General features: G+C 43.7%; 20 protein-coding genes. 10 read left to right on the top strand and 10 right to left on the bottom strand.

The annotated features are described in order from the left end of the window. Positions 1-28: 28 nt before the first annotated feature. Positions 29-1135, top strand: a complete 1107-nt coding sequence (locus tag AB4558_RS05765) for a M20/M25/M40 family metallo-hydrolase (protein ID WP_372158314.1) — start codon at positions 29-31, stop codon at positions 1133-1135. 108 nt (positions 1136-1243) lie between these two features. Here the strand turns inward: AB4558_RS05765 and AB4558_RS05770 are convergent, their stop codons facing one another. Both AB4558_RS05770 and AB4558_RS05775 read right to left on the bottom strand, forming a co-directional pair. Further along, positions 1244-1666, bottom strand: a complete 423-nt coding sequence (locus tag AB4558_RS05770) for a DUF3859 domain-containing protein (RefSeq protein ID WP_017068290.1) — start codon at positions 1664-1666, stop codon at positions 1244-1246. Positions 1667-1740: 74 nt separating this feature from the next. Next, the gene (locus AB4558_RS05775) at positions 1741-2109 is read right to left on the bottom strand and encodes an ATP-binding protein (protein ID WP_372158318.1); all 369 of its coding nucleotides are present in this window, start codon (positions 2107-2109) and stop codon (positions 1741-1743) included. 275 nt (positions 2110-2384) lie between these two features. Here AB4558_RS05775 and metA point away from each other — a divergent pair, with 275 nt between their 5' ends. Both metA and pilW read left to right on the top strand, forming a co-directional pair. Beyond that, the gene (metA, locus tag AB4558_RS05780; protein WP_017066439.1) at positions 2385-3326 is read left to right on the top strand and encodes a homoserine O-succinyltransferase; all 942 of its coding nucleotides are present in this window, start codon (positions 2385-2387) and stop codon (positions 3324-3326) included. 168 nt (positions 3327-3494) lie between these two features. Continuing rightward, on the top strand, positions 3495-4262 hold the full coding sequence (pilW, locus tag AB4558_RS05785) for a type IV pilus biogenesis/stability protein PilW (protein ID WP_017065536.1): 768 nt from the start codon (positions 3495-3497) through the stop codon (positions 4260-4262). Positions 4263-4352: 90 nt separating this feature from the next. On the opposite strand, the gene rlmF is transcribed toward pilW, so the two are convergent. Both rlmF and AB4558_RS05795 read right to left on the bottom strand, forming a co-directional pair. Next, positions 4353-5675, bottom strand: coding sequence for a 23S rRNA (adenine(1618)-N(6))-methyltransferase RlmF (rlmF, locus tag AB4558_RS05790; RefSeq protein ID WP_372158321.1), 1323 nt, complete (start codon positions 5673-5675; stop codon positions 4353-4355). A 4-nt stretch (positions 5676-5679) separates the two neighbouring features. Continuing rightward, positions 5680-6177: a YgjP-like metallopeptidase domain-containing protein gene (locus AB4558_RS05795; protein WP_004734935.1), complete on the bottom strand. Its 498-nt coding sequence runs from the start codon at positions 6175-6177 to the stop codon at positions 5680-5682. Between the two features lie 137 nt (positions 6178-6314). Between AB4558_RS05795 and AB4558_RS05800 the strand changes: the two genes are divergently transcribed. Beyond that, on the top strand, positions 6315-6551 hold the full coding sequence (locus AB4558_RS05800) for a glutaredoxin family protein (protein ID WP_016786183.1): 237 nt from the start codon (positions 6315-6317) through the stop codon (positions 6549-6551). Between the two features lie 89 nt (positions 6552-6640). Here the strand turns inward: AB4558_RS05800 and AB4558_RS05805 are convergent, their stop codons facing one another. Further along, positions 6641-7513, bottom strand: coding sequence for a LysR family transcriptional regulator (locus AB4558_RS05805; RefSeq protein WP_372074058.1), 873 nt, complete (start codon positions 7511-7513; stop codon positions 6641-6643). A 110-nt stretch (positions 7514-7623) separates the two neighbouring features. Between AB4558_RS05805 and AB4558_RS05810 the strand changes: the two genes are divergently transcribed. Further along, positions 7624-8823 (top strand): MFS transporter, encoded by a 1200-nt coding sequence (locus tag AB4558_RS05810; RefSeq protein WP_372074056.1) that lies wholly within the window; start codon positions 7624-7626, stop codon positions 8821-8823. Between the two features lie 85 nt (positions 8824-8908). Continuing rightward, positions 8909-9475 (top strand): DUF1415 domain-containing protein, encoded by a 567-nt coding sequence (locus AB4558_RS05815; protein WP_017065531.1) that lies wholly within the window; start codon positions 8909-8911, stop codon positions 9473-9475. Between the two features lie 28 nt (positions 9476-9503). Here AB4558_RS05815 and AB4558_RS05820 read toward each other — a convergent pair whose 3' ends face one another. Then, positions 9504-10574, bottom strand: coding sequence for a diguanylate cyclase domain-containing protein (locus AB4558_RS05820; RefSeq protein ID WP_372074054.1), 1071 nt, complete (start codon positions 10572-10574; stop codon positions 9504-9506). A 213-nt stretch (positions 10575-10787) separates the two neighbouring features. Here AB4558_RS05820 and AB4558_RS05825 point away from each other — a divergent pair, with 213 nt between their 5' ends. Beyond that, positions 10788-11363 (top strand): nucleoside triphosphate pyrophosphohydrolase family protein, encoded by a 576-nt coding sequence (locus AB4558_RS05825; RefSeq protein WP_008217561.1) that lies wholly within the window; start codon positions 10788-10790, stop codon positions 11361-11363. 156 nt (positions 11364-11519) lie between these two features. On the opposite strand, the gene AB4558_RS05830 is transcribed toward AB4558_RS05825, so the two are convergent. The 4 genes from AB4558_RS05830 to gntH all read right to left on the bottom strand — a co-directional run bounded on the left by AB4558_RS05830 (position 11520) and on the right by gntH (position 15079). Next, positions 11520-12008 (bottom strand): GNAT family N-acetyltransferase, encoded by a 489-nt coding sequence (locus AB4558_RS05830; RefSeq protein WP_017068284.1) that lies wholly within the window; start codon positions 12006-12008, stop codon positions 11520-11522. 115 nt (positions 12009-12123) lie between these two features. Beyond that, positions 12124-12633 (bottom strand): hypothetical protein, encoded by a 510-nt coding sequence (locus tag AB4558_RS05835; protein ID WP_372074052.1) that lies wholly within the window; start codon positions 12631-12633, stop codon positions 12124-12126. Between the two features lie 179 nt (positions 12634-12812). After that, positions 12813-13328: a hypothetical protein gene (locus AB4558_RS05840; protein WP_017068282.1), complete on the bottom strand. Its 516-nt coding sequence runs from the start codon at positions 13326-13328 to the stop codon at positions 12813-12815. 125 nt (positions 13329-13453) lie between these two features. After that, on the bottom strand, positions 13454-15079 hold the full coding sequence (gntH, locus tag AB4558_RS05845) for a guanitoxin biosynthesis MBL fold metallo-hydrolase GntH (RefSeq protein WP_017068281.1): 1626 nt from the start codon (positions 15077-15079) through the stop codon (positions 13454-13456). A gap of 193 nt (positions 15080-15272) precedes the next feature. On the opposite strand from gntH, the gene AB4558_RS05850 reads away from it, so the two are divergent. From AB4558_RS05850 to AB4558_RS05860, 3 genes are all read left to right on the top strand, one after another. After that, the gene (locus tag AB4558_RS05850) at positions 15273-16112 is read left to right on the top strand and encodes a LysR family transcriptional regulator (protein WP_372074051.1); all 840 of its coding nucleotides are present in this window, start codon (positions 15273-15275) and stop codon (positions 16110-16112) included. A gap of 98 nt (positions 16113-16210) precedes the next feature. Continuing rightward, complete coding sequence (locus tag AB4558_RS05855) at positions 16211-16930, top strand: hypothetical protein (RefSeq protein WP_372074049.1); 720 nt, start codon at positions 16211-16213, stop codon at positions 16928-16930. 59 nt (positions 16931-16989) lie between these two features. Continuing rightward, positions 16990-17223: a hypothetical protein gene (locus AB4558_RS05860; protein ID WP_372074047.1), complete on the top strand. Its 234-nt coding sequence runs from the start codon at positions 16990-16992 to the stop codon at positions 17221-17223. Positions 17224-17434: the final 211 nt, after the last annotated feature.

The raw sequence follows: 17434 nt of genomic DNA on the forward strand, positions 1-17434 counted from the left end.
ACAAGCGGAAGCATAATGAGAATTAACAATGACCCAAATTAATGAACAACGTCTTGTAGAACATTTCTGCGATCTAGTGAAAATTGATAGTGAATCTCGTAACGAAAAAGCGATTGCTGAAGCTTTGGCTGAGCAACTCGGTGAACTAGGTTTTGAAGTTCACAAACTGGCGGTTCCTGAAGAAGTGTCTAATGGTTTCAACATCTACGCTCGTCTAGATGGCACTCTTCCAGGTAGCACAGTGTTCAGCTGCCACATGGACACAGTAACGCCAGGCATCGGCATTGAGCCAATCATCGAAGACGGTATCATCCGTTCAAAAGGCAACACAATTCTAGGTGGTGACGACAAGTCTGGTATCGCAGCTATCATTGAAGCGGTTCGTTGCATTAAAGCTGAAGGACAAGAGCACAAAACTATCGAGATTGCATTTACTGTATTCGAAGAAGGCGGTCTGTTCGGCTCTTTGAACTTCGATATGTCTTACATTCAATCTGAGCACGCAATCGTACTTGATACAGGCGGTCCAATTGGCACTATCGTAAACGCAGCGCCTGGCCAGCAGAAGATTGTTGCTAAAATCAAAGGTCGCCCTGCTCACGCTGGTTTAGCACCAGAAGAAGGCATCAGCGCAATTCAAGTTGCTGCAGACGCTATCACTAAGACGAACCTACTTCGTATCGATGAAGAAACGACAGCAAACGTTGGTATTGTTGAAGGTGGTCAAGCAACTAACATCGTAATGCCAGAGCTTAAAGTCGTGGCTGAAGCACGTTCTCTAAACGGCGAAAAGCTAACGGCTCAAGTTGAACATATGATCTCTACATTCCAAGAAAGTGCTAAGCAGTTCGGCGCTGAAGTAGAAATCGAATCAACTCGTGCTTACGATGCATTCGTTATTGCAGACGATCATCCGCACATTCTTTCTATCAAATCGGCGTTTGAGAAGCTTGGCGTCACAGCGAACACTAAACGCACTGGCGGCGGTAGCGATGCAAACAACTTCAACGCAAAAGGCCTGACAACAGTTAACCTTTCTACTGGTATGGCGAAAGTTCACACCACTGAAGAGTACATTGCAGTGAAAGACATGGTCGCAATCACTGAGTTTGTTGTGGCTTACGTAACGCAATAATCGAATCCATTAGTTGGGTAGTCACTTCTATCTAGCACAATGAAAAAAGCCGAGACATCAACACGATGCTCGGCTTTTTGCTATTTAGGTGAACATAGAAGGTCGAATCTAAAACCCTCTACGCTTCCAGAATTGGCCTTCGTCTTTTGCAACAAGGTCGAATGTCTTATCGGCAATGATGTTGCCTTTTAACTCCACGGTCATGCGCCACTTGCCTAGCTTGTTTGAGATAGGCGCCCAGACGGTGTCACCTAAGTAAAAATCCCAGTCGTTGTTACCGACATGCTCTTCACCATCGAACGGTTCGAGCACTTCGCCCTTGTCTGTGGTGATATTCGGGTGATAGATGCAGTAGCGGATCTTTTCGCCTTTGGCTTTTTTGATATTCAAGATATAGCCAAATTCCACGTCGATTTCAGCATCAACGGTGGTGGTGAACTCTTGGATTTTTGGAAGGTCTTTAGATTTGGAATCCCACGTGGAATAGATACCATAAGAAGTCATGTCGACCACAACTGAGCGCTTTGCCATTTCAATCTTTACCTTGGAGTTATTCTATTAATTTAATTCTATTTGCCATTCAGCCAAGCTGGATAAGCACGAGGCTATTCTTGCCAGTCTTTCGCCATACGCTTAATTACTGAAGGTTCAATGTCGTGAATAGTGCCATATTGCTCTCGGCAGACTTCGATAATTAATTCTGCTTTATATTTGCGTGCAAGTTGGCGGTAGGCTCTCATTTCCCAATGCTTAATAAAGGTATTTGAAACAACCACATCAAGCCTTTGCTTTAAGCCGTTTTCAGCTGTGTTTTGACACCACTCATGAGCTTGTTGCAGCTGCCTAGGATCAAAATGGTACTCACCTTGCTCATTCACATAATACATATCGGCTTCGACATGCAATGCATCGTAGGTTTTTGCTTTTGTTGATTTGCCAGAACCGGGCAACCCTCGAATGAGTATTAACTTCATCTGTCACTGTACAGGCTAATTTGAAAACATGAGTTTATCGTAAATAGTAACGAGTTGCTCTGATAACTGCCTCTGCTCAGCATACGAAAACCAAGTACTTACACACGACTCAGACAATCACTGAATACAATGAGACTCCCCTCGAAGCGCGTGGATTGCTTCTGATAGAAAACACAAATAATTTACATCTATCCATTTTGCATATCGACAAGCGTATCAAATTACTATAGATTTAGATGTATAGACGTCTACATATCTAGCTTAGGGAGAAAGCTGTGCCTATTCGCATTCCAGACCAATTGCCAGCATCCGATGTTCTTCGTGAAGAAAACATCTTCGTTATGCCGTTATCAAGAGCATCGACACAGGAAATTCGTCCACTTCGAGTCTTGATCCTCAACCTAATGCCGAAGAAGATTGAAACCGAAACTCAATTCTTACGCCTACTATCAAACAGCCCTTTACAAGTGGACGTAGAGCTGCTGCGCATTGATGATCGACCAAGTAAAAACACACCGACTGAACACCTTGATAACTTCTACCGCCAATTTGAAATGGTCAAAGAAAGAAACTTTGATGGATTGATCATCACTGGTGCGCCGCTTGGCTTGGTTCAATTTGAAGATGTGATCTACTGGGACCATCTGAAAACCATCATGGAATGGGCAAACAAGCACGTTACTTCAACTCTATACGTGTGTTGGGCGGCTCAGGCTGGTTTGAAATTACTCTATGATTTGCCAAAACGCACTCGTAAAGAGAAGCTGTCTGGTGTTTATAACCACGAGATACATAACCCATACCACCCTATTTTACGTGGCTTCGACGATACATTCTTAGCTCCGCACTCTCGCTATGCGGACTTCTCTCAAGAGTACTTAGCGGAACATACTGACCTTGATGTTCTTGCGACTTCTGATGTTGCGGGCGTATACCTAGCGGCGACCAAAGATAAACGAAACGTGTTTGTAACGGGTCACCCTGAGTACGACTCTCACACACTTCACAATGAGTACATTCGTGATTTGGGTGAAGGCATGGAGCCTGTGATACCAATCAACTACTACCCGAATAACAATCCAGACAACAAACCGGTTGCAAGCTGGCGCAGCCACGGACACTTGTTGTTCTCAAACTGGCTAAACTACTGCGTTTACCAACAAACGCCTTACGATCTGGATCATTTCAGCGAAGACAACTTTACCAAAGACGATTAAGTTCTTTCTCCCGATTCGCAAACACATAAACCGTGTTCAGTATGTTGTTGATAAAACGACGAATTGGACGCGGTTTTTTTATGGTGTGTGGGTCGCATTCCATGATAGATTTACGACTTCAATGGGTTTGATTTCATATGATGGGTTGGTGTTCATAAGGAGCTTCACATGCCTGCCAAGCCATCATTTTCAAATCCGATTTCGTTGTCCCGCCCTCTTTCGTTATCAAGTGTGGTACTACTTGCCTCGCTTTCCTTGGCCGGTTGTGTCTCTGTCACTGAAGGACCGCCAAAGATTGAAAGTGATCCTATCGCGATGTCTGAATCTCGAATCGAATTAGGTTTGGGCTATATGGGACAAGGCAATATGGTGAGAGCGCGTGAAAACCTTGAGCTCGCGATTAAACACGCACCTAGCTACTACCGTGCTCGGCTTTCAATGGCGCATTACTACGAACAAGTGGGTGAAGTAGATGAAGCGAGAAGCACTTACCGCAAAGCACTCAGTCTTGATTCAAGAAATGGCAATGTATTGAACAACTACGGTACCTTCTTGTGTAAACAGGGCGAATACGAACAAGCCGATAATTACTTCAATCGCGCCATCGACCAACCCTACTACTACTTGGTGTCTGCAAGTTATGAAAACGCCGCGTTTTGCGCATTTAAGGCTGGCAATACCGACCAAGCGAAGTACTACTTCAGCAGAGCGATTGACCACGATCCAAACCGCGTAAAATCGATACTACAGTTATCAAAAATTGAAGTGAGTGACGCCGATTACAATGACGCTCGAATCCGTTTATTCAAATTCCACCAGCGTTATGGCTATCAAATTCCATCGCTTAAAATCTTGGTCGATCTCGAAAACAAAGCAGGTAACAAAGCTCTAGAGCAGAAATATCAGAGTAAGTTAGATGAGTTGCTTTCTGCTTAGATTATATGCAAAACACAAAAAAAACGGGCTTGTTGCGTTAACAACAAGCCCGTCCGTATTTCAGCTTAATATGTTAACTAAGTGCAGCCGCTATTTTAGCGCGATCCACTCTTGTCTTTGCTCATCGTCCATAAAGGTCCATGCGATAAAGCGACTTACCTTCTGGCCTTGTGACATCTCGACGACTTTTACTTGTTTCGCTCGCAGCTTGCCCAGTTCTGAACGAACCATATCGACGTTGTCTTTCTTAGAAATCAATGTCGTAAACCACAAAACTTGAGTAGCAAAAAGTTGACTCTCTCTTGCCATCTTCATAATGAAAGCGGCTTCACCACCTGGGCACCAAAGCTCGGCTTTTTGACCACCAAAGTTTAAGGTTGGTTTAGCTTGCTTAGTTGATTTATCTAACTTAACTGGCTTCTTGTTCGTTTCAGGCTTGAATGACTGACCGGCTTTCTTAGCACGGTTCGCCGCTAGATTATCCAGTTTACGTTGTGACCCCTTTTCAGCCTCTTCAAGAGAGCTGTGGAATGGCGGGTTACAAATAGTGACATCGTAACGTTCATTATCCTTAATCACGCCCTTAAAGATAGATTCAGAGTCAGCTTGTAGGCGAGCGCGGATCTTACCTTTTAGATTAGGGTTGCTTTCCGCTATGAAGTTCGCTGTTTTGATGGAGACTGAATCAACATCTGTCCCTGTACAACGCCACTTATACTCTGTCGCACCAATGATTGGGTAGATACAGTTTGCACCGACACCAATATCTAATGCTTTCACAGACGCGTGGTTATAGGGTTCACCTTGGCCATCGCTATTAAGGATGTCGGCCACTCTGTGAATGTAGTCTGCACGACCAGGAATTGGCGGGCACAAGTAACCAGCAGGAATATCCCAATGTTTAACGCCATAGTGATGCGCCAACAAAGCTTTGTTGAGTAGCTTAACAGCCAATGGATCAGAGAAATTAATGGTGTCTTCGCCAACCGGATTCTTGATCAGATGCTCTCTTAGCTCAGGCAAGGCTGCAACTAGTAACTCGAAGTTATAGCGGCCAGTGTGCTGGTTTCTTGGGTGTAATCCACCTTGAGGTTTTTCAGCCGAGCGTCTTTTCTGAGCTGCGTTCTTGTTAAAAGCCGTTTTATTGAAAGAACCCTTATTCGATGATCCTTTATTGGCACCCGGTTTACCTCTGCTATCTTTTGCAAAAGGTCGCTTTGCTTTGTTATTGCCCGCGCCTTTAGGTGCACTATTCTTGCGGCTTTTATCAGATGTGTTCTTTGTAGAAATACGCTTGTCGCTGCTTGGCTTAGCTGTACTTGGCTTAACATCAGCTTGGTTGCCTTTTGTTTTTGCTGATGAAGTGCTGTTTTTCGACAGGCTTAGCGTCGTTCTATTTTGTGATTGGCTCATTGGGCTACTTCTTTAAATCTAAATACATCATGAATAAACGGGCATCCAACTCAAGTTGATGATATTCCGGTTCCATGTGACAGCATAGTTGGTAAAAGGCTTTGTCGTGCTCTTTCTCTTTGATATGCGCCAGTTCGTGTACCACCAGCATTCTTAGCAAAGGTTCTGGTGCATTTTTAAAAACACTGGCGATACGAATTTCATTCTTTGATTTGATCTTTCCACCGTGATTCTTAGCAACGTAAGAATGCAGACCTAACGCATTATTGATTAGGTGTATCTTGCCGTCGTAAATCACTTTGCTGATCGGTGGTGTTTTTTTCATGTAGCGATTTTTTATCTCAATCGCATAGTCAAACAGGGCTTTCTCGCTTTTTATTTCATGATTCTTTGGGTAGCGAGCTTCAAACCAAGGCACCAATTTACCCGACTCTACAAGTTGAGTAACAGGATCAAGAATGTGCTTAGGATAGCCTTGAATATAGCGTAAAGAAGGATGCATGCTGAAAGACCGTACAAGTTACACCACGACAATACGTTGTGGTCTTGAAAATTGAGCCGCATAGTGTAACTGATCACACTTTTCTAATCACCTAGGATTCGTTACACTTTAGCGAGATTCACCAAGAGAATGAAAAAATGAAACGTGTTGTATTGTACGTCGCAGACAAATGCCCGCACTGTAAAGATGCCCAAAGGTATTTAGACTCTAAGAAAATTGTTTACCGCCTAACGAATGCAAAGATGCAGCGTGGTCGTAAAGAATTGCAAGCGATGGGTGCTCGTTCTATCCCCGTGCTTAAGATCGGCGATCAAGTGATGGTCGGTTGGAATCAGAAGAACTTCGATAAGATGTATAACTCAAAGAACACTTAACGTGATTTAAGAGACTTATATTTCTACAAACAAAGCCCGAATGTCCAACCTAGGATGTTCGGGCTTTGTTTTGTCTATGACATTCTAAATCACACATACCGCTTAACGAAATCAATAAAGGTTCTGTCAGCTTTCGACAAATACCCTTCCTTTCTCCAGGCCAACGATAGATTCAGTTTTACAGGGTCTTTAAATGGCACGCCTACGACATCTTCCTCGTATTCTGTCACCAAGCTAAGCAGCGCAGTAATGGCAAACTCTCGCTTGACGATAGAAAGAATCATCGGTAATAAATTGGTTTCGAAGGCGATGGTCATATCGAGGTTGTACTTCTTACAAGTCGCATCAATAAAATCACGGTGGAAGTAGCCTGATTTGAACATGATCAGCTCTTGAGCAAAAAATTCTTCAAAGGTGATGGATGGTTGCGTTGCCAGTGGGTGATCTTTGCCAACGACAGCTAACATTTCTGAGCTTAACAGGTGGTCAGTTTCAAGATCATCAGGGACATTCTCATGGTTGATTACGCCAATATCGAGTTCGCCGTTTAACAACATTTCACGAATAGAAGCGGTGCCAGCATCAATCAAGGTCAACTTTAGATTTGGGTATTGGCTTTTGAATGCCATCACAACTTGCGGGAAAAAGTAACTCCCCATCATGCTTGGTGCGCCTAATCGAACCTCGCCTTTTTCTAGCCCCTTTAGTTCATTCATCGCGAGCTGAGCATCATCAAACTGCTGGGCGATTCGCTTTGCATGCTCAAACAGTACTTTGCCCTCCTCCGTTAAAGTGACGGATTTCTCGCCTCGACGAAATAGAATCAACTCTAGTGTCTGTTCTAGTTTTTTAATGGAGATACTCAATGCAGGCTGTGCGATATGCAGCGCTTTGGCCGCCTGGGTGAAGTTACAAAACTGAGCAACAGCCAGAAAATGTCGAAGTGGTTTTGATTCAAGCATGGCGATATATTTAATATATAGAGGTGATATTTTTAATATATTTCTTTAATCACACCTGTACTGATAACTTGTTCACAAATAGCTTACTAACTCGCGCAGGCACAACGTAAATGTTTGATAAAGGCAGTCCTCAATACAAACGTATCACTCAATCATTGGCGATTGGTTCATTTATCATTTTCTGTAACCTTTACCTCTTTCAGCCTATCTTGCCGCACATGGCGGAGCACTTCCAAGTATCTGAAACTCAGATCAACTGGTTATTTGCTGCTACAACACTCGGCCTTTCGATTAGCTTGGTACCTTGGGCAATCGCTTCTGAAACCTTCGGTCGAAAACCCATTATTCTGTTCAGTCTGTTCGCTATTCCTTTGATTGGATTGAGCATGGTGTTCACAACCACTCTACTGCAACTTGTTGTTGCCAGAGCATTCATGGGAATCGCAGTCGCTGCTTTTGCGGGCGTGGCGGTTGCCTATATGGTCGAAGAGTTATCACCCAAAGCATTCGCAGTCGCGATCGGCGGTTATATTGCAGCCAACTCATTGGGTGGAATTTTCGGACGTGTATTGGGTGGCTTGATTACGGATTATTTTGACTGGCACGCAACGGTTTTGTTTTTCGTGGTCGGCTCCTTAATCGGCGCTCTCTATATTGCGTATAGTCTGCCTGACCAACAAAACTTCAAACCTCAAAAAGGGTTGTTCTTTCATCATAACCGCTCGGTTGTGATGCACTTAAGAAACCGTGCCTTGTGGCTCGCGATGTTGATTGGTGGCGCTAACTTCGCGCTATTCGTTAACCTGTATTCAGTAATGGGCTTTAGGTTGGTATCCGAACCTCACTCAGTGCCTGTTGGTTTAGCTTCACTGATATTCCTATGTTACTTGGCCGGTACGGTAAGCTCTAAGCTCTCCAACAAATGGACACTTCGCTTTGACCCGTTAAACGGTATATTGATGGGCGTGTGTATTAGCTTAATCGGAATGCTAATTTCTGCCGTCGACAAAGTCCCGTTCATGCTAGCAGGCTTGTTATTGATTAGTGGCGGCGCGTTCTTCGCCCATACCCTTGCCTACTCTTGGGTAAGTCAAAAAGCACCGAGCGCCAAAGCGACAGCAACGGCACTTTACTTAGTTCACTACTACATTGGCGGGAGCTTAGGTGGTTTCTTACTCTTATATTGTTGGCAGCTGTTCGGTTGGAATGGCGTGATTGCGGGCGGTTCAATCTTCTATGTCGCGATATTTGCTTGGGTCTACCAGTTGAAACAGCTACAAGTATCGGCGTCTAAACTTGCACAAGCATAAGTACGACTAAGGTTGTAACTCAATTATTGCTTTTGATTGACGTCCGTTCTGATATCCTACGCAAAATTTCATTTCGGAACCTGTTATGTCGAACACTCAAAGCACAGATCTTCAAACCATCCACGACCAAGTAAAACAGTGGTTAGACGATGTCGTTATTGGCCTAAACCTGTGTCCATTCGCAGCCAAGCCACAACGTAATAAACAGATTAAGATCTTTGTGAGTGAAGCAAATACGGAAGAAGCGTTGTTGCAAGACATCATGACGCATTTCGTAGAGTTAGATAACACGCCAGTCGCGGAATTAGAGACGACTTTGGTTGTTGTACCTAACATGCTGCAAGATTTCTTCGACTACAACATGTTCATTGATTGGATTGAAGCGTTGATCAAGCAAGAAGATTGGGAAGGCGTTTACCAAGTAGCAACCTTCCACCCAGACTATTGTTTTGGTGGTGCGGATCCAGAAGACGATGAAAACCTAACGAACCGTTCTCCGTACCCGGTTTACCATTTGATTCGTGAAGCGAGTATGGAAAAAGTGTTGAAGCACTACCCTAACCCTGAAGCGATTCCTGATACCAACATCGCGAGAGTTGAATCCTTAACTCCGGAAGAACGTCGTCAACTGTTCCCTTATCTGTTCAGCTAATCGTTCAGTTAATCGCTAACAAAATGGCTCATATTCCTGAGCGTTCTTGATGATATGGACGAGAAATGAACTGATCTCGTCCATTTTGTTTCGCAATATACAGGCATTCATCGGCAACTTTGATGAGCTTATCTAACGCCGACATCCTTTCCCCTTTGGTATCCCCGGTACTCAACTCAAAATGACACGCACCGATTGATATAGTGACAGGCTTTCTATCCAGTGTGATTTTCTTCATCTCTTGCAAAAGAGTCATGAACTTATCTTCAACACAACTTGGTGTTTTATTTGGGTACCAAAGAATGAACTCCTCGCCACCAAAGCGCGCCACAAACTCACCTTCTTGAGTGTTATTGCTCAGCACGCTCGCCACTTTCTTTAATACAACATCGCCCATTTGGTGACCGTAAATGTCGTTAACCTGTTTAAAGAAGTCGATGTCGACAACCGCCAAGGTTCCCTTTCCTAAAGAGCCTTTTAACTGCTCGACTTCCGCATTCAACGTTTTAAACAAGCAACGTCTATTTGGCAAGTGTGTCAGAGGATCATACAGAGCTTGATACTCCAATTTCTCATTCAACTCTTTGAGTTTTCGTTCTTGCTGCCTTCTAACCAGCTCCACTTCGATCCATGATGCCATTAGTCTCATCACGTCGACATCGAACTCTTTAAACTCACGATGATAGGGCGCTGGACTTGAAAAGTTTAAGGTGCCATAAAGCTCATCATTAACGAAAATGGGAACCCCAATATAAGACTCCAAGCCAAAAGACTGGTAAGCAGGGTGCTTCGCATACTTATCGTGTTTACCACAATGCTCAATGCAGATAGGACCAATCGATTTACAGGTAATTTCGCAATAGGTTGAACGATAATCAAAAGTGTCACCGCTATTGAGTTCTACCCCTTCAGGCGTAACACAATGTTCAACAACATAAGTATTGCCATCGACTTTCGATAAGATACCAATATCAAGGTTGAAGCGTTCAAGCCCCATAATAAGCAGCTGAGCGATCTGAATATCGAAGCCCTTTCGATAATCATTGGTGATTTGATACAAGCGGCGTATAACAATTTCGCTTTCACTGGCTTGGTTCATAAATGGGATTCCACTACTGCTGACATTAATGACAACATTAATATTTCGTATATTAAGAAGAGTAAAGTGTAAAAAAACATAATAATCAATTAGTTTGTATGCAAAATACCTCATTGGTCCAATGAATAAAAGTCGCGTTCTTCCACTTTGCGTTAGCACCCCATTCCTACCTTTGTTAAAATGGTCCATTAACGAAACAAAATGGATAGGAATATGAACCTTTCTCAACTAAACCAAGAAATCTACGATCACCTTTACCGCGACATTGAAGAGTTCCGCAGTACTTTTGATCTGCCGGTTGCTGCTCCTGAAACAATGGACGAAAAAGGCGATACGCTACATACCTCTCTAGCGATCGAAGAGCTAACAGAACTTGCAGAAGCTGACTCTAAAATCGAACAAGCGGACGCTATTGTAGACAGCGTTTATGTTTTGATGGGACGTTTGGTTCACCTTGGCCAATCCAAAGTAGAAGACAACCTAGCGATCAGCTACTTAATCGACTTACTGTTGAACGTTGCCAAAAACCGTTCAATTGACTTCTTACCTTGCTGGGACGAAGTACACTCAAGCAACATGAGCAAAGTATGTCGCAACGAAACTGAATATGCTGAAACAGAAGCTTTCTATGCTGAGCAGAACATCAAGCTGATGGCGGTTCAAAAAGGCGAATACATCATCGCTAAGTGTGCGGAAGATTTCGTATCGGAAGGCAAGACAGTTCGCCAAGGTAAAGTACTAAAATCTGTACACTACCGTCCTGCGAACCTTGAGCCACTAACGGCTTAACTAAGTTTACGACTGAACTAAGGTTATGGCTGTAGCTCTTTAAAGCACCAGCGCACCAAAATAGCAAACGCCACGTTTAAATAACGTGGCGTTTTATTATCTGTCAGTTAATTCTAACTGTGTTAATCGTAGCTGTGTGTTAATCGTAGCTAAATGCTATACCAGTCGAGCCATATGATAAGCCGCCACATATTCGCCATTTCTGAAAGCGAACCCTGCGGACTCTCCTTCAATCACGAAACCGAACTTCTTATACAGGCTGATCGCTCTTTCATTATCGGTGTATACCGTTAACTCCATTCGCTTGATGTTAATCCAGTTATCACACAAGTCGATCGCGGTCGCGAGCAGCTGACTACCCACACCTTTGCCTAGCACATCGTCTTTAACACCCATACCAAATGAAGCCACATGTCGTCTTCTTGGATTCACGCACACTTCCATTCCCAAGTTGCCAACAATCTCATCGTCGATCATCGCGACATACGAGTACACGTTGTCAGGCATATTAGAGATTCGTTTTTGCCAGCTTTCCAGAGATGGATTTGGGAGTTGCAGCGTACCGGTATAAGCATTAGTGCATTCGTAAACTTCTTTTATTCCCTTTGCATCTGACGGTTCAGACCGTCTCACTATAATACTCATCGCAACTCCTACTATTTTCATCGCTAAATATGAAACACATCCTTAATGTGCACCTAGACACACTATCAAATAGTGAATATTTAACAATAGGTTAGATGAACTTATCTTATTGGGCTTAATTGATACTGAGTAAACGCCCTCTCTCAATATCTTGCTCAAGTACCTCCGGCGTTAAATCGCCATGTCCATGGTGGTCATGATTATGGTGATGACCATGATCGTGTCCGTGGGAATAACCTTTGTGTTCATTTGCTCTTTGAGCTAACTTGTGTGAGTCCAAATAGGTATCAGTTAAATCAGCACAATAATCTTGAGTCCATAAGCGACGAGCGTCGTCATCACTCATGATTTGCTCAGCTTTAGGGCCCAACTTATCCATGTAGTACATCCCCAACTCCTCACCTTCTACATTGGCGTGGTTGATAAGGTTCATAAACGCAGGCTCTTGATTCTCATCTGATAGATGCCCATTTTTGTAACACACGGTTAGACCAATAATGTCGTCGCCAAGTTGCTCTAATTCAGGGTTAAAATGATTGTGACTGTGATTATGTTCGGCAGCGGCGACAAGCATTGGAGTAAGTAAAACACATGCGATAGCCAGTAGCTTAATGGTATTTTTCATGGGATAGACCTTCTGTATTTTCGAATACAAAGTTGATTAGTTGGCTGACTTAGCTTCTTGTGAGCTAAGTTAAGGGGAACTTCAGACCATTTCAGCCTGAGTACCCCTCTGTCTCACTACAAATAATCAATATGGTTGGATAACGAGGCTCGATATAACGAGCGTTCTGTAGACAAAAATCACTTATCAACTACGATTCTTGCTGGTGCGATGGTGTAAGTCATTGGCTTCACCTCCCATTCACCTTTTGCTTCCAATGCAACCGCTAGTGCTTGCGCCTCTTCACATACCTTCGCTGGTTTTCCGTCAGCCCAGTACGATGGACCCGAGGTGTAGCCGCACATCACTGAAAACGTGTGTTGGCCATTCTTTGTGGTGTATTCCGTCATAATGACACCACCTTCTCCATGCGTTATTTTTAGTGAGCCTTCATCGGCGACATGCATTGCATCGGAAGGATTCGGTTTGACATACGTTGTGTAGGTCCCGCCATCTGACATGGATTGGTTGTCATACATGGTGTAGCCTTCTTTTTCTGAAGGTAAGGTCAGTTCGTAGTTAGGATCAATATCCGCTAAACGTTCTGAGTTATTCGTCGCACCAGGTTGATAGTTGTGAGCATTGGATTGTCCGTTAGCGAAAACAGACGCTGACACTAAAGATAGAATGACGACCGCTAAAATTGATTTTTTCATAATGAACTCCAGATATTCTAAGCAAAGAAGTTGTAAGCAATAGTTTTATGATTGAGTAAGAGAATGGGTTTGTTTACCTAACTTTTTAGGATGTGAGGGCAATATCAGCCCTCACTACAAATACCCTATTTGTTGTCGGTTCCTGCTCCTTCACCAGGCTCAGTTGGACGACTTACCGACTTGCGCTCAAGATTGTGGTGAGCACGCACTCTATCCATGTATTCTTGCTTGGTGTTCATACCTTGCTTCATTGCTTCTGGTACTTGTTCAGCTGGGATCACGATGTCACGGTCGACTGGCCACTCTGTTAACAGCTCTGGGTGGTAGCCTTCTGGGTAGTACAGCTTTGGATCCAACTCTAAATCACGAATCTCTTGTTCTTGTATGTCTTCACGGCTGTTTTTCGGCAGCGGGATTCTAAAGTCAGACCCATCTGCCATATCAAATTGTGGCGCTCTCGCATTCGGGAAATCAGGTAAAATACCTTCACGAACCCACGCATTATCTTTGGTCATGTTCACGACAATGCCATCTGGCGCACCGAAGTGGTAAGGCCCTTGCCAATGGTGGCGAACCTCTGCAACAGTTTCCTCATTGAGATATGGGTCGAATGTCATGTGCGTTGTCATGAACAAGCGCGGTTGTACTTCATTCGCCACATAACCCGCCGCGTACGCTGGTGTATGGTGAGTATCAACGGTGTAACGTGCTAGGAATGGCGGCACACCTTGAATAATCGAAGACACGCCAAACGTTTCGGTTTGCAGTTCAGTAATGAACAAGTCTGCACCTTTTGCGTATTTCAAATCCAACTCTGTTGGGCGACCATCTCCTGTCCAAACAAACGAAAGCACTCGACCGTCATCTTGAGTCCAATTTAAGCGGTAACCAGACGCGCCATCTTTTGCGTGACTGCGTCGCCAGTGAATCACTTCCACATTGTCTTGGTCATAGATAACGCCACCGTCGTCGCGGAAATCAAACTCGTGAACCACAATGTCGTTGCCTGATGGGAACACATCAAATGCATCGGTGTGCCAGTTCAACATTTGTTGCATGCCTTCAATCATATGACGAGTGCCATATTCTGGAGTCGCACCACTCGGGCCATAAATGTTAAGCGGCTTTTCCCAGCGACCATTCCAACCACCAAATTGATACAGATAAGGTAATGAGCCGTAATGATCTACGTGCAAGTGAGTAATGAAAATATGGTCGAGTTCATTCATCGCGACACCCGCCGCTACGTAGTTCGCAATTGATCCTTCACCTAAATCAAAGACAAAGTTAGAGCCGTTACCCAGTTCTACGTATATCGAGGTGTTTGCCTGCCCCGGGCGAATCATTGGTGATGTTCCCATGAACGTGACACGCATTTCATCCGGTTGAACTTCTTCAGTGCGTGGGAACCAGTTGGCGCCCGACACCATGTGATCGCCATAAGGTGCAATGCCCTCAAACATCAGGCCTTCTTTCCAACCTGAATTGGTTTCTTTGCGATAGTCACCATTGTTTACACCGCCCATTAACACAGAAAGCACTTCTTCTTCTGAAGAGTACAAGTTCCCCTTAGGTTGAGTGCTCAGATACTCTTCAAGGGTTTCACCCTCGTGATATTCAAATTTCTCGAGTTTTTGAATATCAGAGTTAGTCTGCTTGGTGTTGTATTGCATCATTGGGTCAGCAGCAAAAGCGGTTGTCGTGATGATCATTGCTGTAGAGATGATTGATAATTTTGCGAAAGTTCTCATAGTTTCACCTATCGGTCTGAGTATTTAGTAAATGAATGAAGTTCCTTCCTCACTCCGATGCAAACAAGTTTATTAATAAACAGAACCTTGATATATAGTGTAAACTTTACTTAAAACCTCCATTTCATTTATGAGTTAATAGTGACTCCACAATGATTTGAATGAGTGGCAATAAAAATAGAGGGAACTGAATTTGGACCTTAATCTACTGACGACATTTTTGGCCGTTTACAAACACAGCTCTATCACCGTGGCATCAGAGCAGCTCGATATTTCTCAACCCGCGGTAAGCGCGGCGATTAAGAGACTCGAAGGGGTCGTGGGCAAGGCTTTATTTGTGAGAGAAGGACGAGGTATCGCGCCTACTGGTGCAGCGGTATCACTCGCTAATAAGATAGAAGACCCATTGAACATCATTGGAACGGTTGAGCAGCAAAAGAATGACCTTAAAGTCTATTGCACAGAGAGCTTGCTTCATTTCGTTAGCAAGGTTGAAGGCGTAAGCTTTACGGAAGCGCCGCTCGAAGAGGAAGAACTGTTTGATGCGCTTACTGCGCAAAAAGTGGATATCGTCATTGATGTACTTTCGAGTAAGAAACACTCATTGATTGAAGAAACCATCGTCGATGAGGAACCCGTGTGTCTGACTCGAATTAACCACCCTCGAATTGGTGAGACACTGAGTAAAGAGGAGTATTTCCAAGAGGAACATATTGCACTCAAGATCAAACGCGCCAACATGAACACGGTCGAGTTTTTATCAGAGAGCGATATCGAGCCGAGAAAAGTCAGAATTGAAACCAGCTCAATTTCAAGCATGCTGATTTTGGCAAGCACGACAGATTATATCGCCGCTTCTACTCGCTCTTTTGCAGAAATGCTTGCACCAGCGCTTGGCTTACGCGTTCACCCTATCCCCATCAAATTAAGACCGATCACGTTTCGAATGCTCTATCACCGCCGCTACGCTAAAGACGAACAGCACATCAAAACCCGTGAAGCAATCAAATCAGCATTAAGGAAACATAAATGAAACTGAGGTTTTAACTAAAGTTAACCCTATTAATATAAATTCAGTTTAATCACATACTCTCCAGCAAGTTAATTCAATAGAACGACACTGGAGAATCCATGAAAAAACTTAACCTTATTGCTCTACCACTTACGTTACTCAGCAGCGCAGCGTTTGCGACTTCGACTCAAGTTTACATCGAACAAAACGTTGCCTCTAATGCTGCTGATAACGGTGTCTACACCACAGAAGCTGGCGCATTAATCGATACCTCAGAAAATGGACAAGTCTATATAGGTTTTGATGACCAGGGTTGGCTAGCCGCGGGTTATGGGCACGATTTTAACATCAGCGAGTCTTTCACGTTCAACCTATACGGTGAACTTGGTAAATGGGACAACGGTGAAGAGTTATTAATCGAAGGTATTATCGATTATCAAGTGAACGACAACTTCAATGTATTCAGTGGATTGGGATATAAACAGTCAGGGCAAGTACTCGAAAATGTAAGCGACACCGCGATTAACACCAATAAGTTCATCGCCGGTGCAGGGTACTCACTCGCCGGTTGGGATTTAGCTTACCAATACACTCACGAAAACAGTGATGGATCCAATGGCGGGTTTACCCATGACGGTGACAATATCTATTTTCATCAAGGTGACTACCGTACCAATGAGCACGAAGTCGTTCTCTCTAAAAGCATCGACGACTGGACGCCCTACGTGAAATACACCTACTTCAACACCAACGAGGGTAACCTACAAGTTGGCGACAATCTAATTGGCTCAATCGACAACGACAGCATCATTACACTTGGTTTGTCTTACGACTTCTAAACATCTCAGATTCAATTCTCATAGGCAGATGGATTTGCCCACCTTTCGAGGGCACTACTATGAAAATTACTTCTCAACGCAACAAAGTCATTAATATCGCTGCAGCGATCAGTATCGTTTTGTTTTCTGCGATTCCCACCTACGTAAGTGCTGATCACTTAGACCCCCATTATCTAGAGCCGAGTTATCTAGAAACCAGCTATCTAGACTCCTCCTCCGTCGAATTTATGACACCAGATTTTGATCAGGGGTATCTTAACGATGAGATTAAAGAAAACCTTATTCTGAAATAATTCGTCAACACATTACAAAACGTTATATAGCTCTTGTTTTCTATATAACTCTTATCCGATTACAGAGCTTTGCTCAGCGATTAAGACTCCGTTTCTGAGTCACTTTTCTCTAAGCTAATGACGTTCAAAACCGCAAATGCAGACGCTAAAAAAGACACCACACTCGTCAAAAAGTGTGGTGTCTTGGTTATTATTGCAAGGCTAATTAACT

Source organism: Vibrio sp. 10N.222.51.C5, assembly GCF_041474575.1.
GTDB lineage: Bacteria > Pseudomonadota > Gammaproteobacteria > Enterobacterales > Vibrionaceae > Vibrio > Vibrio crassostreae_C.